Consider the following 16,168-nt stretch of genomic DNA (forward strand, 5'->3'; position numbering starts at 1 on the left):
TCAGGGAAACACGGAAGATGAGTCACCCCTCACAGTTCACCTTGCTCCGCACCCGGCGTTTCCTGCCGTTTTTCGTGACACAGTCCCTCGGGGCCTTCAACGACAACATCTTCAAGCAGTCGTTGATCCTCGCCATTTTGTACAAGTTGACCATAGAGGGTGACCGCTCGATCTGGGTCAACTTGTGCGCGCTGTTGTTCATCCTGCCGTTCTTCCTGTTCTCGGCCCTGGCCGGGCAGTTCGGGGAAAAATTCGCCAAGGACGCGCTGATTCGTCTGATCAAACTCGGGGAAATCGCCATCATGGCGGTGGGCGCGGTCGGCTTTATGTTCGATCACCTGTCGCTGATGCTGGTGGCGCTGTTCGCCATGGGCACTCACTCGGCGCTGTTCGGGCCGGTGAAGTATTCGATCCTGCCCCAGGCCTTGCGGGAAGATGAGCTGGTGGGCGGTAACGGCCTGGTGGAAATGGGCACGTTCCTGGCGATTCTCGCCGGGACCATTGGCGCCGGGATCATGATGTCGTCCGGTCACTACGCGCCCATCGTCTCCACGGCGATCATCGGTGTGGCGGTGCTCGGTTATCTGGCCAGCCGCAGCATTCCGCGCGCGGCGGCTGCGTCGCCGGAAATGCGCTTGAACTGGAACATTTTCACCCAGTCCTGGGCCACCTTGAAATTGGGCTTGGGGCAAACGCCAGCGGTGTCGCGTTCGATTGTCGGCAACTCGTGGTTCTGGTTTGTAGGGGCGATTTATTTGACGCAGATCCCGGCGTACGCCAAGGAGTGGATGCACGGCGACGAAACCGTGGTGACACTGATCCTCACCGTATTTTCGGTCGGTATCGCCCTCGGTTCGATGCTCTGCGAGAAGCTTTCCGGGCGCAAAGTCGAGATCGGCCTGGTGCCGTTCGGCTCGTTTGGCCTGACCGTGTTTGGCTTGCTGTTGTGGTGGCATTCCGGCGGTATCCCGGACAGCGTGACCGGCCATGGCTGGATCGAAATCCTGGGTTTCGGCCATACCTGGCTGGTGTTGATCGACATCCTCGGGCTCGGGGTTTTCGGTGGTTTTTACATCGTGCCGCTGTATGCCTTGATTCAATCACGTACCCCCGAGAACGAGCGGGCGCGGGTGATTGCTGCCAACAACATTCTCAACGCGCTGTTTATGGTGGTGTCGGCGATAGTCTCGATCGTGCTGCTGAGCATGGTGAAACTGTCGATCCCACAATTGTTCCTGGTGGTGTCGCTGCTCAACATCGGCGTCAACGCCTACATCTTCAGCATCGTTCCCGAGTTCAGCATGCGTTTCATGATCTGGCTGCTCAGCCATTCCATGTACCGCGTGGAGCACCGCAACCTCGACCTGATTCCCGACGAAGGCGCGGCGTTGCTGGTGTGCAATCACGTTTCGTTCGTCGATGCCTTGCTGATTGGCGGTGCGGTGCGTAGGCCGATTCGTTTTGTGATGTACTACAAAATCTACAACCTGCCGGTGCTGAACTTTATCTTCCGCACCGCCGGGACCATTCCGATCGCGGGGCGTCAGGAAGACATCCAGATCTACGAAAAGGCCTTCATGCGGATTGCCCAGTATCTGAAGGACGGTGAGTTGGTGTGCATTTTCCCTGAAGGAAAATTGACCGCTGATGGTGAGATCAATGAGTTCCGGGGCGGGCTGACGCGGATTCTCGAAGAGACACCGGTGCCGGTGATTCCACTGGCGTTGCAGGGGTTGTGGGGGAGTTTCTTCAGCCGCGATCCGGGCAAGGGTTTGTTTCGCCGGTTGTGGTCGCGGGTGACGTTGGTGGCGGGGCCGGCGGTGGCGGTTGAAGTGGCTGAGCCGGCGAAGTTGCAGGCGATGGTGGGGGAGTTGCGCGGGGCCGTTAGATAATTGGTGTGATTGAGGGCCTATTCGCGAGCAAGCCCGCTCCCACAGTGAGAGGGTGGTGTGTCCACCATTTGTGACACAACACATTTCCACTGTGGGAGCGGGCTTGCTCGCGAAAGCGGTCTGAAAGCTAAGCGCTAACCTTAAGCCCAATAAGCCCGGCAATAATCAACGCCACGCTGGCCAGCCGAAACAGCGCCATCGATTCCCCAAACAGAATAATCCCGGCAATCACCGTGCCCACCGCACCCACACCCGTCCAGATCGCATAGGCCGTGCCCAGGGGCAATTCCTTCATGGCAAGGCCGAGCAAACCCAGGCTGATGGCCATGGCGGCGACGGTGAGGGCAGTGGGGAGCGGGCGGCTGAAGCCATCGGTGTATTTCAGGCCGACGGCCCAGCCGACTTCGAACAGGCCGGCGAAAAACAGAATGATCCAGGACATGAAAGACCTCCATCGATTGACGGGGTCGTCCCCAGATTAATGACTCGATCGAGCCGCGAGGTCGTCCCCGCGTTGCGCCATAGAGTGCCAACCCTTAATCCGGGGATCAAGCCTAGGGCTTATTCCGTCGCTTCCCGAGCGGCGATTTCCCGGTCTTCTTTCTCACTCATCCGGCGGAAATACGTCGAGAGCAGCGCCCCGGAAATGTTGTGCCACACACTGAACAGCGCGCTCGGCACCGCCGCCAGTGGCGAGAAGTGCGCACTGGCCAGCGCGGCGCCCAAACCGGAATTCTGCATGCCGACTTCCAGCGCCAGGGACTTGCGCTGGGCCAGCGGCAGCTTGAACAGGCGCCCGGTGAAGTAACCCAGCAAGTAGCCGAAGCTGTTGTGCAGCATCACCACCGCCATGATCAGCAGGCCGGACTCGGCAATCTTCGCCTGACTGGCCGCCACCACCGCCGCGACGATGATCACAATGCTCACCACCGACACCAGCGGCAACACTTCTACCGCGTGACGTACCTTGTTACCGAGCACTCGTTGCGCAACCACGCCGAGCACGATCGGCAGTAACACCACTTGCAGGATCGACCAGAACAACTCCATGAACGACACCGGCAACCACGCCGAAGCCAGCAGCCAGATCAGCGCCGGGGTCAGTAGTGGGGCGAGGAGGGTGGTGACGGCGGCGATGGCCACCGACAGCGCCAGGTCGCCGCGAGCCAGCCAGGTCATCACATTCGACGAGGTGCCGCTTGGGCAGCAACCGACCAGGATCACGCCGACCGCGATTTCCGGTGGCAGGTGAAACGCCTGGCAAAGCAACCACGCCATACCCGGCATGATCACGAAATGAGCGACCACGCCCAACGCCACGCGCCACGGATGGCGAGCGACTTCGGCGAAGTCTTCGAGCTTGAGGGTCAGGCCCATGCCGAACATCACCAGCCCCAGCAGCGGCACGATGGCGCCTTTCAGGCCAATGAACCACGCAGGCTGCAAGAACGCCACGACAGCGAAAATCAGCACCCAGTAGGCGAAGGTGTTGCCGACGAAGCGGCTTAAAGCGGCGAGGGCACGCATGGTCTGATCCTTATTATTCGTTTTTGATAATCACACAGAACCCATGTGGGAGCGGGCTTGCTCGCGAAAGCAGTGTGTCAGTCAATATAGATGTCGACTGACACTCCCCCTTCGCGAGCAAGCCCGCTCCCACAGTCGAGATCACCAAGCTTTAGATGCCTTGTGGAGTCTCTTCCCCACCCAACGCTTCAACCAGCGCCGGCAGGAAGTCGCCGAAGGTCAGCATCATCAGGGTGAAGCTGGCGTCCAGTTGGCCGAGGGCTTCTTCGCCGCCGTCCTGTTCCGCCTGATCCTGCAGCAAGTCTTCGAACTTCAGGCGCTTGACGGTCATTTTGTCGTCGAGCATGAACGACAACTTGTCCTGCCACGCCAGGGACAACTGGGTCACCACTTTGCCGGTGCTCAGGTGCAGCTGGATTTCTTCGCTGGTCAGGTCCTGACGCTTGCAACGCACGATGCCGCCGTCTTCGTGGGTGTCGCGCAGTTCGCACTCGTCCAGTACAAAGAAATCGTCCGCGGCTTTCTGGGTTTTCACCCAGTCGGTCATGGTGGCAGTCGGGGCCATTTTCACGGTCAGCGGACGTACCGGCAGGGTGCCGATCACTTCACGCAGGGTCGACAGCAGGTCTTCGGCGCGTTTCGGGCTGGCGGAGTTGACCAGGATCAGGCCTTGTTTCGGCGCGATGGCGGCGAAGGTCGACGAGCGACGGATAAAGGCGCGCGGCAGGAAGGCCAGGATGATTTCATCCTTGATCTGGTCGCGCTCCTTCTTATAGACCTTGCGCATTTGCGTGGCTTCGATCTCTTCGACCTTTTCCTTCACCGCGTCACGCACGACGCTGCCCGGCAGAATGCGTTCTTCTTTACGGGCGGCGATCAGCAGGAAGTCGCCGCTGACGTGGGCCAGCGGAGCATCTTCGCCCTTGCCGAACGGCGCGACGAAACCGTAGGTGGTCAACTCCTGGCTTGCACAAGGACGCGCCAGTTTGGTCGCCAGTGCAGTTTCCAACGCCTCGGCATCAAAAGGCAGATCTTGGGTCAGGCGATAGATAAGCAGGTTTTTGAACCACATGGGGCGAGTCTCTCCTTTATACAAAGGGGGGCATTATTCTCTTCGCGGCGCCATAGGCCAACCCTTCTCTAAGCCTTTGGAAGGCCTGAGAAAATTAATTAAAAAAGTGCTTGCCAGAGGTGGGGGTGCTCCGTAGAATGCGCGCCACACCGAAGCGAAGGGTGATTAGCTCAGCTGGGAGAGCGTCTGCCTTACAAGCAGAATGTCGGCGGTTCGATCCCGTCATCACCCACCATTCGTTCAGTGTTACGCGCAGCGGTAGTTCAGTCGGTTAGAATACCGGCCTGTCACGCCGGGGGTCGCGGGTTCGAGTCCCGTCCGCTGCGCCATATTCGGTAACCTGGAATGCTGAACGCCAGGTCACCACGGAAAAGCCCGCTCACGCGGGTTTTTTTCTGTCTGTTGTTCCTGCGGGATGTGTTGTTTCTCCGGTTTTCGGATTTATTTGAAAAAATATTCAATTAAATCAACACGTTACGAAAACTTGTGGCATAATGCGCCCCGTAACGAAGGTACTGGGTGATTAGCTCAGCTGGGAGAGCGTCTGCCTTACAAGCAGAATGTCGGCGGTTCGATCCCGTCATCACCCACCATTACTTTCAATGCTACGCGCAGCGGTAGTTCAGTCGGTTAGAATACCGGCCTGTCACGCCGGGGGTCGCGGGTTCGAGTCCCGTCCGCTGCGCCATATTCGGTAACCTGGAACGCTGAACGCCTGGTCACCACACAGAAAGCCCGCTTAATGCGGGCTTTTTGTCGTCTGGGATTTGACTCACTACCGCGATTCTTTCCCCTGTGGGAGCGGGCTTGCTCGCGAAGACGGTGTATCAGCCAACATCTTCGGTGACTGATTTACCGCCTTCGCGAGCAAGCCCGCTCCCACAGGGGGTTGTGTGTTTGACTGTTATTGCTCGGCGTTGCGGCTGTGCCGATAGTCGCTGATCGCTTCATACACCGCTTTGCGCAGACGATTGATCCCGCCAATCGGGCGATGCGCCTCCAGTCCAAACCAAGGGTTGAACGACTGGTTATCGCATTGCAGATTCAACGCCGGCGTATCGAAGTCCTGGGCCGGCATGTTGATCTTCGCGATTGTCTCAAACGGCGCATCACTTTCCCGCCATTCAATGCTCGTGTCCTCAATCGGCATGTATTTGTTCGCATCCTGGCGCTGGATCTGCAGGACGAAACACGCTGGCACCCGGTCTGTGGATAACTGTTGGTTCAGCGCACTGCGCAGGAAGTTCGGCAGATCCTGATTTTGCTTGGGCAGGACGTAGGCCGGACAGCTTCCCGGATCCGGTATCACCCGGAATTTGGCATTGGCTCCCCCGAACTTGTAGGGCGAAACCGAAAAGTACGTAGTCTGCGTCGGACTGTCCGGAGCAGGGGAGAGCGTCGCCAGGGCAATAAACAAATGACGAACCTGCCACGTACGCGGATCCCAACCCGGAAAGAACGCCATCACCGACTTGCCGTCAGCCTGCGCGGCCACATTCTGACGGTACTCGGCGACATCGCTGACGAAGAAGTTCGGATGGCTGAACATCACAAAGTCCTGTTCATGACGACTCGCTTGATCAGCCAGCAAGGGGTTGCCGGGCACATCGAGCAACTTGATCGCCATGCCCCGGGCATCGCGGATGCTGTCGAATTGCGGGTAGGCGTTGCCATTGGACAGGCGGACGGTCGCTTGCCAGGTTTTGCCCGGCTCGCTGAACACACCTTGACGCAATTCCGCCGCCAGATCCGGCAACACCTGGACCTCGGCCTTCACGCAACCATGGGCCTTGGCGTGGGCATCGCGCAGGTAGCGGGTGCTTTCACGGTGTTGATCAACGATGCGCACGGCGGTCTGGATGATGTCCTGGGTCATCGCCGCTTCACCGGGCGGGATTTGCTCATCGGCGGACACCGCGCCGCTGTGTTGCCAGGCAAACCACGCGGTGGCCAATGCCCAGCCCAACAACCCCAGGCCCAGCAGCCACAGCAGGAGTTTTCCGAGGAATGCACCGAGGCGCAGCCAAAGCGTGATCAGCATGAGCAAATCCTTATGACGGAGACAGGGTTCATGGCAATTGCGCCTCCAGCGGACCACCCAGGACTTTCAGGTATTCCAGCAGCGCCCAGCGTTCTTGCGGTTGCAGCAATCGGCCAATGACGCCGCTGCCACGCTCACCGGCGCGGAACTCGTGGCCGCTGTTGTGATTGCCGGTGATGCGCGTATCGAACACAAAGCCGTTGTTGAAGGCCTCGGTGCGATAGCCCAGATGCCGGGGGTCGTACTCGAAGCTGCCTTTATAGAAGGTGGTCGCGCGTTCGTCCTGGGGCGAGAGCAACTGATAAATGCTCGGCACCGAACCGTTGTGCAGGAACGGTGCCGTGGCCCACACGCCGGCCAGTGGCCTGGCCTTGTAGGCGCGCAGTTCCTGGACACCGATCGGCAAGCCGAAACCGTCCATGTTCGGCCGCTCTGCCGGCGTGACATTGGCCTCGCGGTACGCCTGGTTCTCGACAAACGCTGTGACATACGCGAGCCCCTTGGCCACCGAGAGTTGGCTCAAGTCCAGCGGTTCAGTCGGTTTGGGGTGCAATTGCACGTCCAGTTGCCCGAGCTCCGCCGGGTCCCATTGCAGGGCCGTCAGGTCGAAACGGTGATCGGCAATGTTGTTGGCCGCAGTGGGATCGGTGCCGATGGCGGCGACCGGAATCAGTTTGAGTTGTTGCACCTCGCGCCCGTCGATTGGCTTCACCCGCGGCACATGGCAACCGGCACAGTTTTCGGCGAACAACCCGCGACCTTGGGCCGCCAAGGTTTTGTCGACCTTGCCCAACACGTCTTCCGGCCAGGCGGGCGGCTTGAGGCGTTGCAGGGTTTCTTCGATCAGGTTCAAGTCGCGCACGCGGACGCTGGAGGGATAGCGCGCATCGCCTTGCAGCGGCTGACCGTCAGCGTCGAAGAAATTCAACGTCGCGCCGACACCCAACGCCTCGCCAATATTGCGCGCCATCGGTTGCTGCGCCGAACCGGTCCATTGCACCCAATCGAAGGTCCAGATATCCCACAGCTGTGGATAATCCACCGGGGCGTTGGCCACGCGGTAGTTGGCGGGGGAAATCGCGGTGCCAAATGTGGCATTGGCGATGCGCCCGAACGCGTCGGTACGGCCGGGGCCTTCTTCGGTCGGATAGAGCCCGCGATGGGTGTCGTTCCAGGCGACTTTCACGAAGGTGTCGAGTGATTTTTTGAAGTCTTCGCGTAGGGCTTTGTGCCCGGCGTCGTAGTCCGCGCCCAACACGTTGCGTGCGAAACGTTCGAATTTCCGCGGGTTGTAATAAGTCGACACAAGACTGGCGACCAATGCCTGGCCAAAACTGCCGCCGCGCAGGGTCGGCACGCTCGACGGCAACACATGCTGCGCCGAACCACCATCGATGCGTACGGCCTGGCCGTTGAAGCGCAGTTCGCCGGTGTGGCAGGCGGCGCAGGTGATGTCGAGGTATTGAACCTGGCTATCGGCATTTTGGTGTCGGGCAAAACCCACAGGCAGGTTGCCGGGGTTGTTCGGCGTGGCTTTCTGCGCGGGATCGATCAGGAAGCCGAAGCGTGCGAGGTATTCCGGGGCGGCGAATCGCTGTTGCGAGAACGGCAGTTCCAGCGCCTCGAACCAGTCGTAATGCAGGCCTTTGACCTGGGTACCCTGGGGCGTGAAGTAGTAAGTCTGACGATCAGCCGCGCTCCACTGCTCCAGGTAATGCACCTGTTGGGCGGGGGAGTAGGCCGGCAACTTCGGATTGGCCACAAAGTACAGAACCACGGCCAGGCCGAGCCCCAGCAGGACGACGATCAGAACCAGCAAGCGGAGTAAGAGGCGCAAGATAAACATCCTTGTCGATTTGTCGCTCTCTTATGCCCTAGCTCCATAGGTGACGGCAAGTGGCCATTACGCCAGATGTTGTGGGATCCGGCATCGGCGTCTATAAGACGAAGATGACAGAAACTTCATCCAGCTCATTCCCGAAATGCTTTAAAAGACCTGAACTTATCAGCAGTATCCTGCTCTCATGCCGGTAGCCATTGGTCGTGGCCGCCTGATAAGCTCGCGGCTTTATTCGATTGCCCTTTAGGCGCATGAACAAGGAAATAGCATGAAACAGCATCGGTTGGCGGCGGCGGTGGCCCTGGTAAGCCTGGTACTTGCGGGTTGTGATTCGCAGACCAGCGTAGAGCTGAAAACCCCGGCGCAAAAAGCTTCCTACGGGATTGGCCTGAACATGGGCAAGAGCCTGGCTCAGGAAGGCATGGATGATCTGGATTCCAAGGCCGTAGCCCAAGGCATCGAAGATGCCGTCGGCAAGAAAGAACAAAAGCTGAAGGACGACGAACTGGTCGAGGCCTTCGCAGCACTGCAAAAGCGTGCAGAAGAACGCATGGCGAAAATGAGCGAAGAGTCGGCAGCCGCCGGCAAGAAATTCCTCGAAGACAACGCCAAGAAAGCCGGTGTAGTGACCACTGCATCCGGTCTGCAATATGAAGTCGTGAAAAAAGCCGATGGTCCTCAGCCTAAGCCGACCGACGTAGTGACTGTTCACTACACCGGCAAGCTGACCAACGGCACCACCTTTGACAGCTCGGTTGATCGCGGTAGCCCGATTGATCTGCCGGTCAGCGGTGTGATCCCTGGTTGGGTCGAAGGCCTGCAACTGATGCACGTCGGCGAGAAGTACAAGCTGTACATTCCTAGCGACCTGGCTTACGGCGCGCAAAGCCCAAGCCCGGCAATCCCGGCCAACTCGGTGCTGGTATTCGATCTGGAACTGCTGGCAATCAAAGATCCAGCGAAACAAGACGCCGCCAAGTAATCGACGTCTGTTACAAAAACAACGCCTCGCATTAAGCGGGGCGTTGTTGTATCTGGCATTTGGCAAAGCGCAAAGAAAGCGAACGGATGCTGTAGGCTGGAGTCATAGCCAGTGTGAGCGCTTGGGCTAGCCGCACCGGACCGCCAAGTCAATGAAATCTTGGGTTTTTTTATGTGAGTAAAAAACGCCCGATCTGAGTTGAGCCCTTATAAAACGTGGCTCTCAGCCGTGAAATGCAGCTCTGTTCACAAGGTTATCCACAATTTGTGTGGATAACATTTCAGCGGGAGGAAAAGATGAAAGCACCCTGGAATTTCGCTCGATTCCTGCCACTGGCCGGACGCCTGCTGGCCCGAGGTCGCCTGCCGACCCTGCTGTTCGCCGTGGCCAGCAAAGGCGCCAGCGAAGGTGGCCGCCTGGGCAAACTCAAGGACGACCTGCGCCTGTTGCAGGCCCTGTGCCTGGCCTACTGGCGCGGCGAGTACCGGGCTATTAGCCGCAAATCGATCCTGACCGTCGTGGCCGGCCTGATGTACTTCCTCAGTCCACTCGACGCCATCCCGGATTTCATCCCGGTTTTCGGCATGCTCGACGACATCGCCGTGTTGGCTTGGGTGATGAAAACCCTCGACGACGAACTCAACGCCTTCCGCGCCTGGCGCAATCGCCAGTTGCCGGAGAAGCTCGCGGTGGTCGAACGACTGCCCGACACCCCGGAACAACTTCAGCTCCAAGGGCCGAAAAAAGACCGGGTTGATTGAGTTTCATCCATAGATTGATGCCCCCGCGACCTTGGCCGCTGTTAGGATTACACTTCAAGGGAAAAGTGCCGACTCGCTAAGTGTCGTTGTCCTACGGGGAAGTCATGGATATTCAGATAATCACACGCGAAGGCGAGCCCGAATATGCGGTTCTACCGTGGGCTCAGTACCAGGCTTTACTGAAAGCAGCAGGCATCGAGCAGCAACCGCCAAGGGCCGCCGTAGAGCGTCCGGCAGTCGTTGCAGACCAGGTCCTTCCGGGTCTGGATCAACTACGCAATTTGCGCGAAGGGAAGGGCATCGCCATCGAGGCGCTGGCCCGCACGGTAGGCATCAGCCCGTCTTATCTGGCCTTGATCGAAAGTGGCGAGCGTCTACCCGACGCTGCGATTCGCCGCAGCCTGGCCTGGGAATTGACGGTGCCAGGGTGGAGGGATGAATCGTGAGCGTACGCATCAGTCGTCAACATTGGGACGGGTTATTGGGCGAATTGGACCAGGCGCGCCGCCAGCGCCATCTACTGACCTACCGAGCACTGCTCGAGCGTTTGCAACTGCCCACACCGGCCATGCAAACCCTCACCGCCGCCCTTGAACACCTCGCCGCACTCGACGCCAAAGCCGAGCAGCCCCTGCGCAGCTCACTGGTGATCAGCCAGGGCGCCAGCCGCCTGCCGCGCACCGGCTTCTTCGAATGCGTCGAACGTCTGGGGCGATTCTCCGGCCCATCCGACGGCGTCGCCGCCGCTTCGTGGCACGCCTCGGAAGTGGTGCGGGTGTTCGAATACGAGTACCCCGAATCCGCGGAGGCCTGAGTGTTTTTACGACTCAAGGCGTGGGCCGGTTACCGACTGGCCCGTAGGCTGTTTCACTGGTCATGGTTCGTGCGACAGCCCCGCGGCTGGAAATGGCTCGAAGGCCAATTCGCCCGCATGGCCAACCTCGGCGACGTCGGCGCGCAGAGCTTCTACGGCCACATCCTGACCTTTCGCGGCGTCGGCCTTGGTGCCCGCGAGGAAGGCGTGCGACTGCTGCGCCTGGCGGCGTTGGCGGGGGATGGCAAAGCGGCGTATCAGATTGGTGTGATCAGTTTGGCGGGCACGCCGAGCAAAGCACCGGACCCGGCAGAAGCGGCGCGGTTTTGGCGGATTGCGGTGCAGGCTGGGCATCCGTTGGCGGAGATCAAGTTGAAAGGTTTACCCAGCGACAGCTAACCGAACGGTGCTTGATTGTCCCCACGCTCCGCGTGGGAATGCATCCCGTGACGCTCCGCGTCACATCGGTGTCCGGCACGACACCGTGGTGGAACTGGAACGCAGAGCGTCCCTGGAGGCATTCCCACGCAAAGCATGGGAACGATCACAATACCCGCACGCGTCTTTACGCTTGTCGCACGCAATGACTACCCCTTATAAAGGCAAACTTTCCCTCTCGAAGTAAAAGGATACGAGCATGAGCAATGCCTGGAACGAAGGGTATTTCACCGACGAAGGCTACACCTACAGCTATAGCCGGGAAATCAATCCAGTCTTCCTGCGTTATTGCTTGTTGTTGCGCGGTTTTGCCAGCCTGGAAACAACCGAGGGTTATCACTGCGAATTGGGCTTTGGCCAGGGCGTCTCGATCAACATCCATGCCGCAGCCAATCCAGGGTCCTGGGTCGGCACTGACTTCCATCCGGGCCAGGCGGCTCATGCCAATGCGCTTGCGACCGCCTGGAACAGCGATGCGCAACTGTATGACGACAGCTTCGAGCAACTGCTGGCCCGAAATGATTTGCCGCAATTCGACAGTATCAGCCTGCACGGCATCTGGACGTGGGTCAGTCGCGACAACCAAAAATTGATCGTCGAATTCGCCCGTCGTCACCTCAAGCCAGGTGGTCTGCTGTACATCAGCTACAACTGCTTCCCCGGCTGGTCGCCTTTGGCGCCATTGCGTCATTTGTTCAGCCTGCACGACCGCTTTGGAACAAACCGTTCCGAAAGCCCGGACCAGCGCATAGACGCCGCATTGCAATTCTCCGAAGCGCTGCTGGCGGCCAACCCTAACTACGCCGCCTCGGCCCCGAACCTGAACGCCAAGCTGCAGAGCATCAAAGGCCAGGATCGGCAGTACGTCGCCCACGAATACTTCAACCGCGACTGGAACTGCATGTACTTCACCGACGTGGTCGAAGCCCTGGCCCCGGCCAAACTCGACTTCGCCACGACGGCCGTGCCACTGGATACGGTCGATCCGCTCAACTTGAGTGCAGAAGGCATGGACTTTCTGGAGGGCATCGATCATCCGATCGTGCGCGAACAAGCGCGTGACTACTTCGTCAATCAGAATTTCCGTCGAGATGTGTACGTGCGCGGTGCCAACCGACTGTCCGCCTCCGAACACCGCCAAGGCATGCTCAATACACGCTTTGTCCTGCTTCAGCCGGCAGAAAGCGTCTCCGCCACCGTCAAAGGGCCGGCAGGCGAAGCGTCGCTGCAGGCAGAAATATACGGCCCGGTACTCGAAGCGCTGGCGGCCAGCGGCTATATGCCCAAGACGTTGCGCCAGTTGTCAGGGGCCGTGCCCTCGATGCCTTACGACGATCTGGTGCAGGCCATCACCGTACTGGTCGGGATGAGCGCAGCGGCACCGTGCCAGAGCGAAGCGGCCGAAAAGCTGGTACATGCACGCTGCAGCACCCTCAACCTGCAGCTGTGCAAACGCTCGCTGCTCAGCAACAAAATCCAGGTCCTGGCCAGTCCGGTAACGGGCGGCGGCGTGCCGGTCAGCCGCTTCCAGCAGCTGTTCCTGATATCGATCAAACAAGGCAAAAAACACCCGGCGGAATGGGCGCAACTGGCCTGGAACGTCATTAGCGAACAAGGCGAAGGTCTGCTCAAGGAGGGTAAGGCGCTGACCACGGCTGAAGAAAATATTGCCGAACTGACTGAACAGGCTGAAGCGTTTGCCGGGGATTCGCTGGTGATTCTCAAGGCGCTGGGCATTATTTAACCCGCAGAGTGGTTGATCGTTCCCACGCTCCGCGTGGGAATGCAGCCCGTGACGCTCCGCGTCACATCAATGTCCGACTCGACACCAGTGCTGCAAGTGGAACGCAGAGCGTCCCCGGAGGCATTCCCACGCAGAGCATGGGAACGATCAGATGGGGGGAGCCTGACAACGGATTTATAGATCGATCTAATCAAGGAAGATAAAAACATTGAAAACAGCTCTCTGCGCCCTGTTATTGATAGGCCTGACCACCAGCGCACTCGCTGACTCCGTCGGCTTCCAGTCCTCCACACTGCCAGACCCGCAAAACGAGCGGCCGGTGGAAATGGTCGTCTGGTACCCCACCGCAAGCACCGCCACCCCGCAACTGTTCGGCGACAACCCCGTATTCGTCGGCGCCCTCGCCGTGCCCAACGCACCACCGACTGCCGGCGAACACCCATTAGTGGTGATCTCCCACGGTAACGGCGGTAGTTGGATCAACCAGACATGGCTGGCCAGCGCACTCGCCCATAAGGGTTACATCGTCGCAGCAGTCAACCACCCCGGCACCACCAGCCGTGACCGCAGCCCCCAAGCCGCCGCGCAGCTATGGCAACGACCCGCTGACCTCAGTCGGGCTATCGACGCAGTCACGGCTCAGCCGGAAAAATTTGGTGTGGTCGCGAAGCATCGAATTGCGGCTGTGGGGCATTCGCTTGGCGGCTGGACCGTGCTGGAAATTGCCGGGGCACGGTTTGATCCTGAACGGTTTGCAAAGGACTGTAAGGTCCACCCGAAGTTGGCCAGTTGTACCGCCTATCAAGCGATGAACCCCGCAAGCACACCGGCATCGAAGGCCCAGTTGGCTGCTGATCTGCGTGATAAACGCGTTACCGCTATTGTTTCATTGGACTTGGGGTTGTCGCGTGGGATGACTGATGAAAGTCTCGCGAAATTGCCGGTGCCGACGTTGGTGATTGCGGCGGGTGTGCCGTCTGAAGAGCTTCCTGCTGAGTTGGAGTCTGCTGATTTGGTTAAGCGTCTGCCGCAAGTGTCGAAGCAATACGTTGAGATCAGTGATGCCAGCCACTTTAGTTTTATGGCGGTGTGTAAACCTGGGGCTGTGGTGACGCTTGAGGAGGAAGTGCCTGGTGATGGGATTATTTGTGGGGATGGGGAGGGTGGTAGGTCGCGGGAAGTGATACAGGAGCAAGTTACGGCGTTGATTGATGAGTTTCTGGCGACGTTATTTCGCGGCTAAAAAGCGACGTTGTTAACTGCTAGCACTTAATGATTGCCGATGGTCACTAGGGTTGGCGTTGGAACTGAGATTGCGCTAGCGCAAACTGTGAGTTCGGTTGTATGGGAGTGACAACTTTTGGTCGATTGCGCTATTTATGAAAGGCGGCAACCGGCCAAAAGCAGACTGCTCAAGCTACTAGATAATCCAATACCGTGATCTGGGTGGGGTTATCGACCCTGCTCATATTAATTTTTCAATTGCACCACTTATCCCGTTGGAGAGTTTCCAGTGTTTTCGCTCATCTAAGCCAAGCTTTTTGCTTGCGTATAATATGGCCATTTTTAAAAGTGGTGATGCATTGGTGTAATCATCCTTAATTGCCAGGGCGTGAGCTCTAGTCCCTGATGTAAAGACAACGAGAGCTGCTAGTCGCTTGATGATTTCTGAAGTGGTTTCAGAATAAAGCTGGAAAATCTCTTCGGAATGATTCCAGAGTGGTGAAGATGTGAAAATATGCAAAACCCACATTGCATAGTATGGTGGTGGTGGATTTCTCTTGCTCTTAAGGGGCTTTAATAGTTTTTTTGCTATTCTTTTTCGATCTCTTATGGATAAATTATCAAATGACAGTACATACTTTGATATTTGCTCCGCTACTGGATACAGAAGTTCAGCGTTATCAATAACTAACTCAAGAACTTGGCGCTTGAGATCTTCATCGAGTCCGGGGATTCTAGGGATTTTTGTTAACACATAGACGACAGCTTCATAATCAACAAGAGTAGTATCGCTGAGGGAGTTTTCTAGCATGGCCTGTAGATCTATACCATGAAAAAACTCCAGAATTACCTGTATTTCTTCCTCGCTTGGCTCTTCTTCATCAGCGGCGTCCTCATAGCCAAATCGAAAGTCTCTCAGTATATTAACAGCTGAGTCTCGGTCAGTGAGTGCCGCGTCATGTTTAAGCAGTATTTCTTGCTTAAACCTGGCGATTGGCAAAATTTTAGTTTTGGCTGTTTGCAGCGTTAGGCCGTGATTGGTGTAGAGCCATTCTCCAAGATGAAATAGCACAGATTGTGCTTCGTACTCTGACGAACAAAATATATTGTAGTCGTCAACCCATCTGATAAAGCTTACATTTTTACTTTGTAAAGTTGAGTCGACATCGATCAAAAGCGCTTCAGCTAAAACTCTAGAAGCATACGGGCCAACAGGAATGCCGTAGCTGTTTCTGCCCATCAGATTGCTGACTAGTTTTTTTATCAAAACTCTTGCAACGTCTCTAACTCGTTGAGATGTTGCAATACTCTCAATAACATTTTCCAGTCTGTGTTGATAAATTCTTGGGAAGAAATCGGCAATGTCTGCCAGGGCAACATATTTCGTTGCGGGCGTGTCGGACTTCAGCTCTAATTGTTTTCGATAATTTTCGTGGGAGTTCTTTACTTCATATAATATTGATTTATTGCTTGTGTCTACTCTGTATGAGAACACCTTTTTGGCTTTTACGCTTATACGGCTTTGCTCGATATCATCTTTTGCGATCATAACAAGCGCGGTATAAATGATTAAATCCTGCGGGTGTAGAAGATGCACAACGCGTATATTTGCACGATTTTTTGGAGCGAATACTTTTGTTAACTTAAATGGCTCATACGTATCTAGGTCTATTTTCTCTAAGGCCGCACGTATTGTTGGCCAGTTGTTTTTAACAATTTCCCATTCAGGGGGTGTAGGTAGCATAGTGCTAAAGCCATGGTGGTCAATCGCCTCTCGGGCATTATCAAGCTCTACATCCGTTAGGTTAAACATTTTGCATCCGTTTCCTTCCA

Annotated in this window: 14 protein-coding genes and 4 tRNA genes; 12 read left to right on the forward strand and 6 right to left on the reverse strand. The window is 57.2% G+C overall.

The genetic code is table 11. The features are described 5' to 3' along the window. Positions 1-17 precede the first annotated feature (17 nt). Positions 18-1,892, forward strand: coding sequence for an MFS transporter (locus ACIQY3_RS15920; RefSeq protein WP_403021010.1), 1,875 nt, complete (start codon positions 18-20; stop codon positions 1,890-1,892). A 127-nt stretch (positions 1,893-2,019) separates the two neighbouring features. Here ACIQY3_RS15920 and sugE read toward each other — a convergent pair whose 3' ends face one another. From sugE to rdgC, 3 genes are all read right to left on the reverse strand, one after another. Beyond that, complete coding sequence (gene sugE, locus ACIQY3_RS15925) at positions 2,020-2,334, reverse strand: quaternary ammonium compound efflux SMR transporter SugE (protein ID WP_010456757.1); 315 nt, start codon at positions 2,332-2,334, stop codon at positions 2,020-2,022. Positions 2,335-2,453: 119 nt separating this feature from the next. Next, positions 2,454-3,419: a bile acid:sodium symporter family protein gene (locus ACIQY3_RS15930; protein ID WP_403021012.1), complete on the reverse strand. Its 966-nt coding sequence runs from the start codon at positions 3,417-3,419 to the stop codon at positions 2,454-2,456. Between the two features lie 151 nt (positions 3,420-3,570). After that, positions 3,571-4,491: a recombination-associated protein RdgC gene (gene rdgC, locus ACIQY3_RS15935; RefSeq protein ID WP_133836582.1), complete on the reverse strand. Its 921-nt coding sequence runs from the start codon at positions 4,489-4,491 to the stop codon at positions 3,571-3,573. 159 nt (positions 4,492-4,650) lie between these two features. Between rdgC and ACIQY3_RS15940 the strand changes: the two genes are divergently transcribed. The 4 genes from ACIQY3_RS15940 (at position 4,651) to ACIQY3_RS15955 (ending at position 5,179) form a co-directional block, all read left to right on the forward strand. Further along, positions 4,651-4,726, forward strand: a tRNA-Val gene (locus tag ACIQY3_RS15940). 17 nt (positions 4,727-4,743) lie between these two features. Continuing rightward, positions 4,744-4,820, forward strand: a tRNA-Asp gene (locus tag ACIQY3_RS15945). Between the two features lie 188 nt (positions 4,821-5,008). Further along, positions 5,009-5,084 (forward strand) — tRNA-Val (locus tag ACIQY3_RS15950). Positions 5,085-5,102: 18 nt separating this feature from the next. Beyond that, positions 5,103-5,179, forward strand: a tRNA-Asp gene (locus ACIQY3_RS15955). Between the two features lie 216 nt (positions 5,180-5,395). Here the strand turns inward: ACIQY3_RS15955 and ACIQY3_RS15960 are convergent. After that, positions 5,396-6,532, reverse strand: coding sequence for a catalase family protein (locus ACIQY3_RS15960; protein WP_403021016.1), 1,137 nt, complete (start codon positions 6,530-6,532; stop codon positions 5,396-5,398). A 28-nt stretch (positions 6,533-6,560) separates the two neighbouring features. After that, positions 6,561-8,369: a di-heme-cytochrome C peroxidase gene (locus tag ACIQY3_RS15965; RefSeq protein ID WP_403021019.1), complete on the reverse strand. Its 1,809-nt coding sequence runs from the start codon at positions 8,367-8,369 to the stop codon at positions 6,561-6,563. A 271-nt stretch (positions 8,370-8,640) separates the two neighbouring features. Here ACIQY3_RS15965 and ACIQY3_RS15970 point away from each other — a divergent pair, with 271 nt between their 5' ends. From ACIQY3_RS15970 to ACIQY3_RS16000, 7 genes are all read left to right on the forward strand, one after another. Further along, positions 8,641-9,354 (forward strand): FKBP-type peptidyl-prolyl cis-trans isomerase, encoded by a 714-nt coding sequence (locus ACIQY3_RS15970; RefSeq protein ID WP_054615693.1) that lies wholly within the window; start codon positions 8,641-8,643, stop codon positions 9,352-9,354. Positions 9,355-9,650: 296 nt separating this feature from the next. Next, positions 9,651-10,115 carry a YkvA family protein gene (locus ACIQY3_RS15975; protein WP_403021022.1) on the forward strand — a complete coding sequence of 155 codons (465 nt, stop codon included), beginning with the start codon at positions 9,651-9,653 and terminating at the stop codon, positions 10,113-10,115. A 104-nt stretch (positions 10,116-10,219) separates the two neighbouring features. After that, positions 10,220-10,561 (forward strand): multiprotein-bridging factor 1 family protein, encoded by a 342-nt coding sequence (locus ACIQY3_RS15980; protein ID WP_403021025.1) that lies wholly within the window; start codon positions 10,220-10,222, stop codon positions 10,559-10,561. Continuing rightward, a complete protein-coding gene (locus ACIQY3_RS15985; RefSeq protein WP_003223109.1) occupies positions 10,558-10,929 on the forward strand; it encodes a hypothetical protein in 372 nt (123 codons plus the stop codon). The genes ACIQY3_RS15980 and ACIQY3_RS15985 overlap by 4 nt, the downstream gene beginning before the upstream one ends. Then, entirely contained in the window at positions 10,930-11,328 is a 399-nt protein-coding gene (locus ACIQY3_RS15990; protein WP_403021028.1) for a sel1 repeat family protein, read from the forward strand. A gap of 238 nt (positions 11,329-11,566) precedes the next feature. Continuing rightward, complete coding sequence (locus tag ACIQY3_RS15995) at positions 11,567-13,111, forward strand: class I SAM-dependent methyltransferase (protein ID WP_403021031.1); 1,545 nt, start codon at positions 11,567-11,569, stop codon at positions 13,109-13,111. A gap of 208 nt (positions 13,112-13,319) precedes the next feature. Next, positions 13,320-14,354, forward strand: coding sequence for an alpha/beta hydrolase family protein (locus ACIQY3_RS16000; protein WP_403021034.1), 1,035 nt, complete (start codon positions 13,320-13,322; stop codon positions 14,352-14,354). Positions 14,355-14,576: 222 nt separating this feature from the next. Here ACIQY3_RS16000 and ACIQY3_RS16005 read toward each other — a convergent pair whose 3' ends face one another. Continuing rightward, positions 14,577-16,148: an RNA-directed DNA polymerase gene (locus tag ACIQY3_RS16005; protein WP_403021036.1), complete on the reverse strand. Its 1,572-nt coding sequence runs from the start codon at positions 16,146-16,148 to the stop codon at positions 14,577-14,579. Positions 16,149-16,168: the final 20 nt, after the last annotated feature.

This window comes from Pseudomonas sp. NPDC096950, from assembly GCF_044762525.1.
Taxonomy (GTDB): domain Bacteria; phylum Pseudomonadota; class Gammaproteobacteria; order Pseudomonadales; family Pseudomonadaceae; genus Aquipseudomonas.

Bases quoted from the DNA above. Each gene is read 5' to 3' on its own strand.
- ACIQY3_RS15970 (WP_054615693.1), top strand. From the start codon at position 8,641: ATGAAACAGCATCGGTTGGCGGCGGCGGTGGCCCTGGTAAGCCTGGTA.
- sugE (WP_010456757.1), bottom strand. From the start codon at position 2,334: ATGTCCTGGATCATTCTGTTTTTCGCCGGCCTGTTCGAAGTCGGCTGG.
- ACIQY3_RS15920 (WP_403021010.1), top strand. From the start codon at position 18: ATGAGTCACCCCTCACAGTTCACCTTGCTCCGCACCCGGCGTTTCCTG.
- ACIQY3_RS15960 (WP_403021016.1), bottom strand. From the start codon at position 6,532: ATGCTGATCACGCTTTGGCTGCGCCTCGGTGCATTCCTCGGAAAACTC.
- ACIQY3_RS15980 (WP_403021025.1), top strand. From the start codon at position 10,220: ATGGATATTCAGATAATCACACGCGAAGGCGAGCCCGAATATGCGGTT.
- ACIQY3_RS15995 (WP_403021031.1), top strand. From the start codon at position 11,567: ATGAGCAATGCCTGGAACGAAGGGTATTTCACCGACGAAGGCTACACC.
- ACIQY3_RS15975 (WP_403021022.1), top strand. From the start codon at position 9,651: ATGAAAGCACCCTGGAATTTCGCTCGATTCCTGCCACTGGCCGGACGC.
- rdgC (WP_133836582.1), bottom strand. From the start codon at position 4,491: ATGTGGTTCAAAAACCTGCTTATCTATCGCCTGACCCAAGATCTGCCT.
- ACIQY3_RS15930 (WP_403021012.1), bottom strand. From the start codon at position 3,419: ATGCGTGCCCTCGCCGCTTTAAGCCGCTTCGTCGGCAACACCTTCGCC.
- ACIQY3_RS16005 (WP_403021036.1), bottom strand. From the start codon at position 16,148: ATGTTTAACCTAACGGATGTAGAGCTTGATAATGCCCGAGAGGCGATT.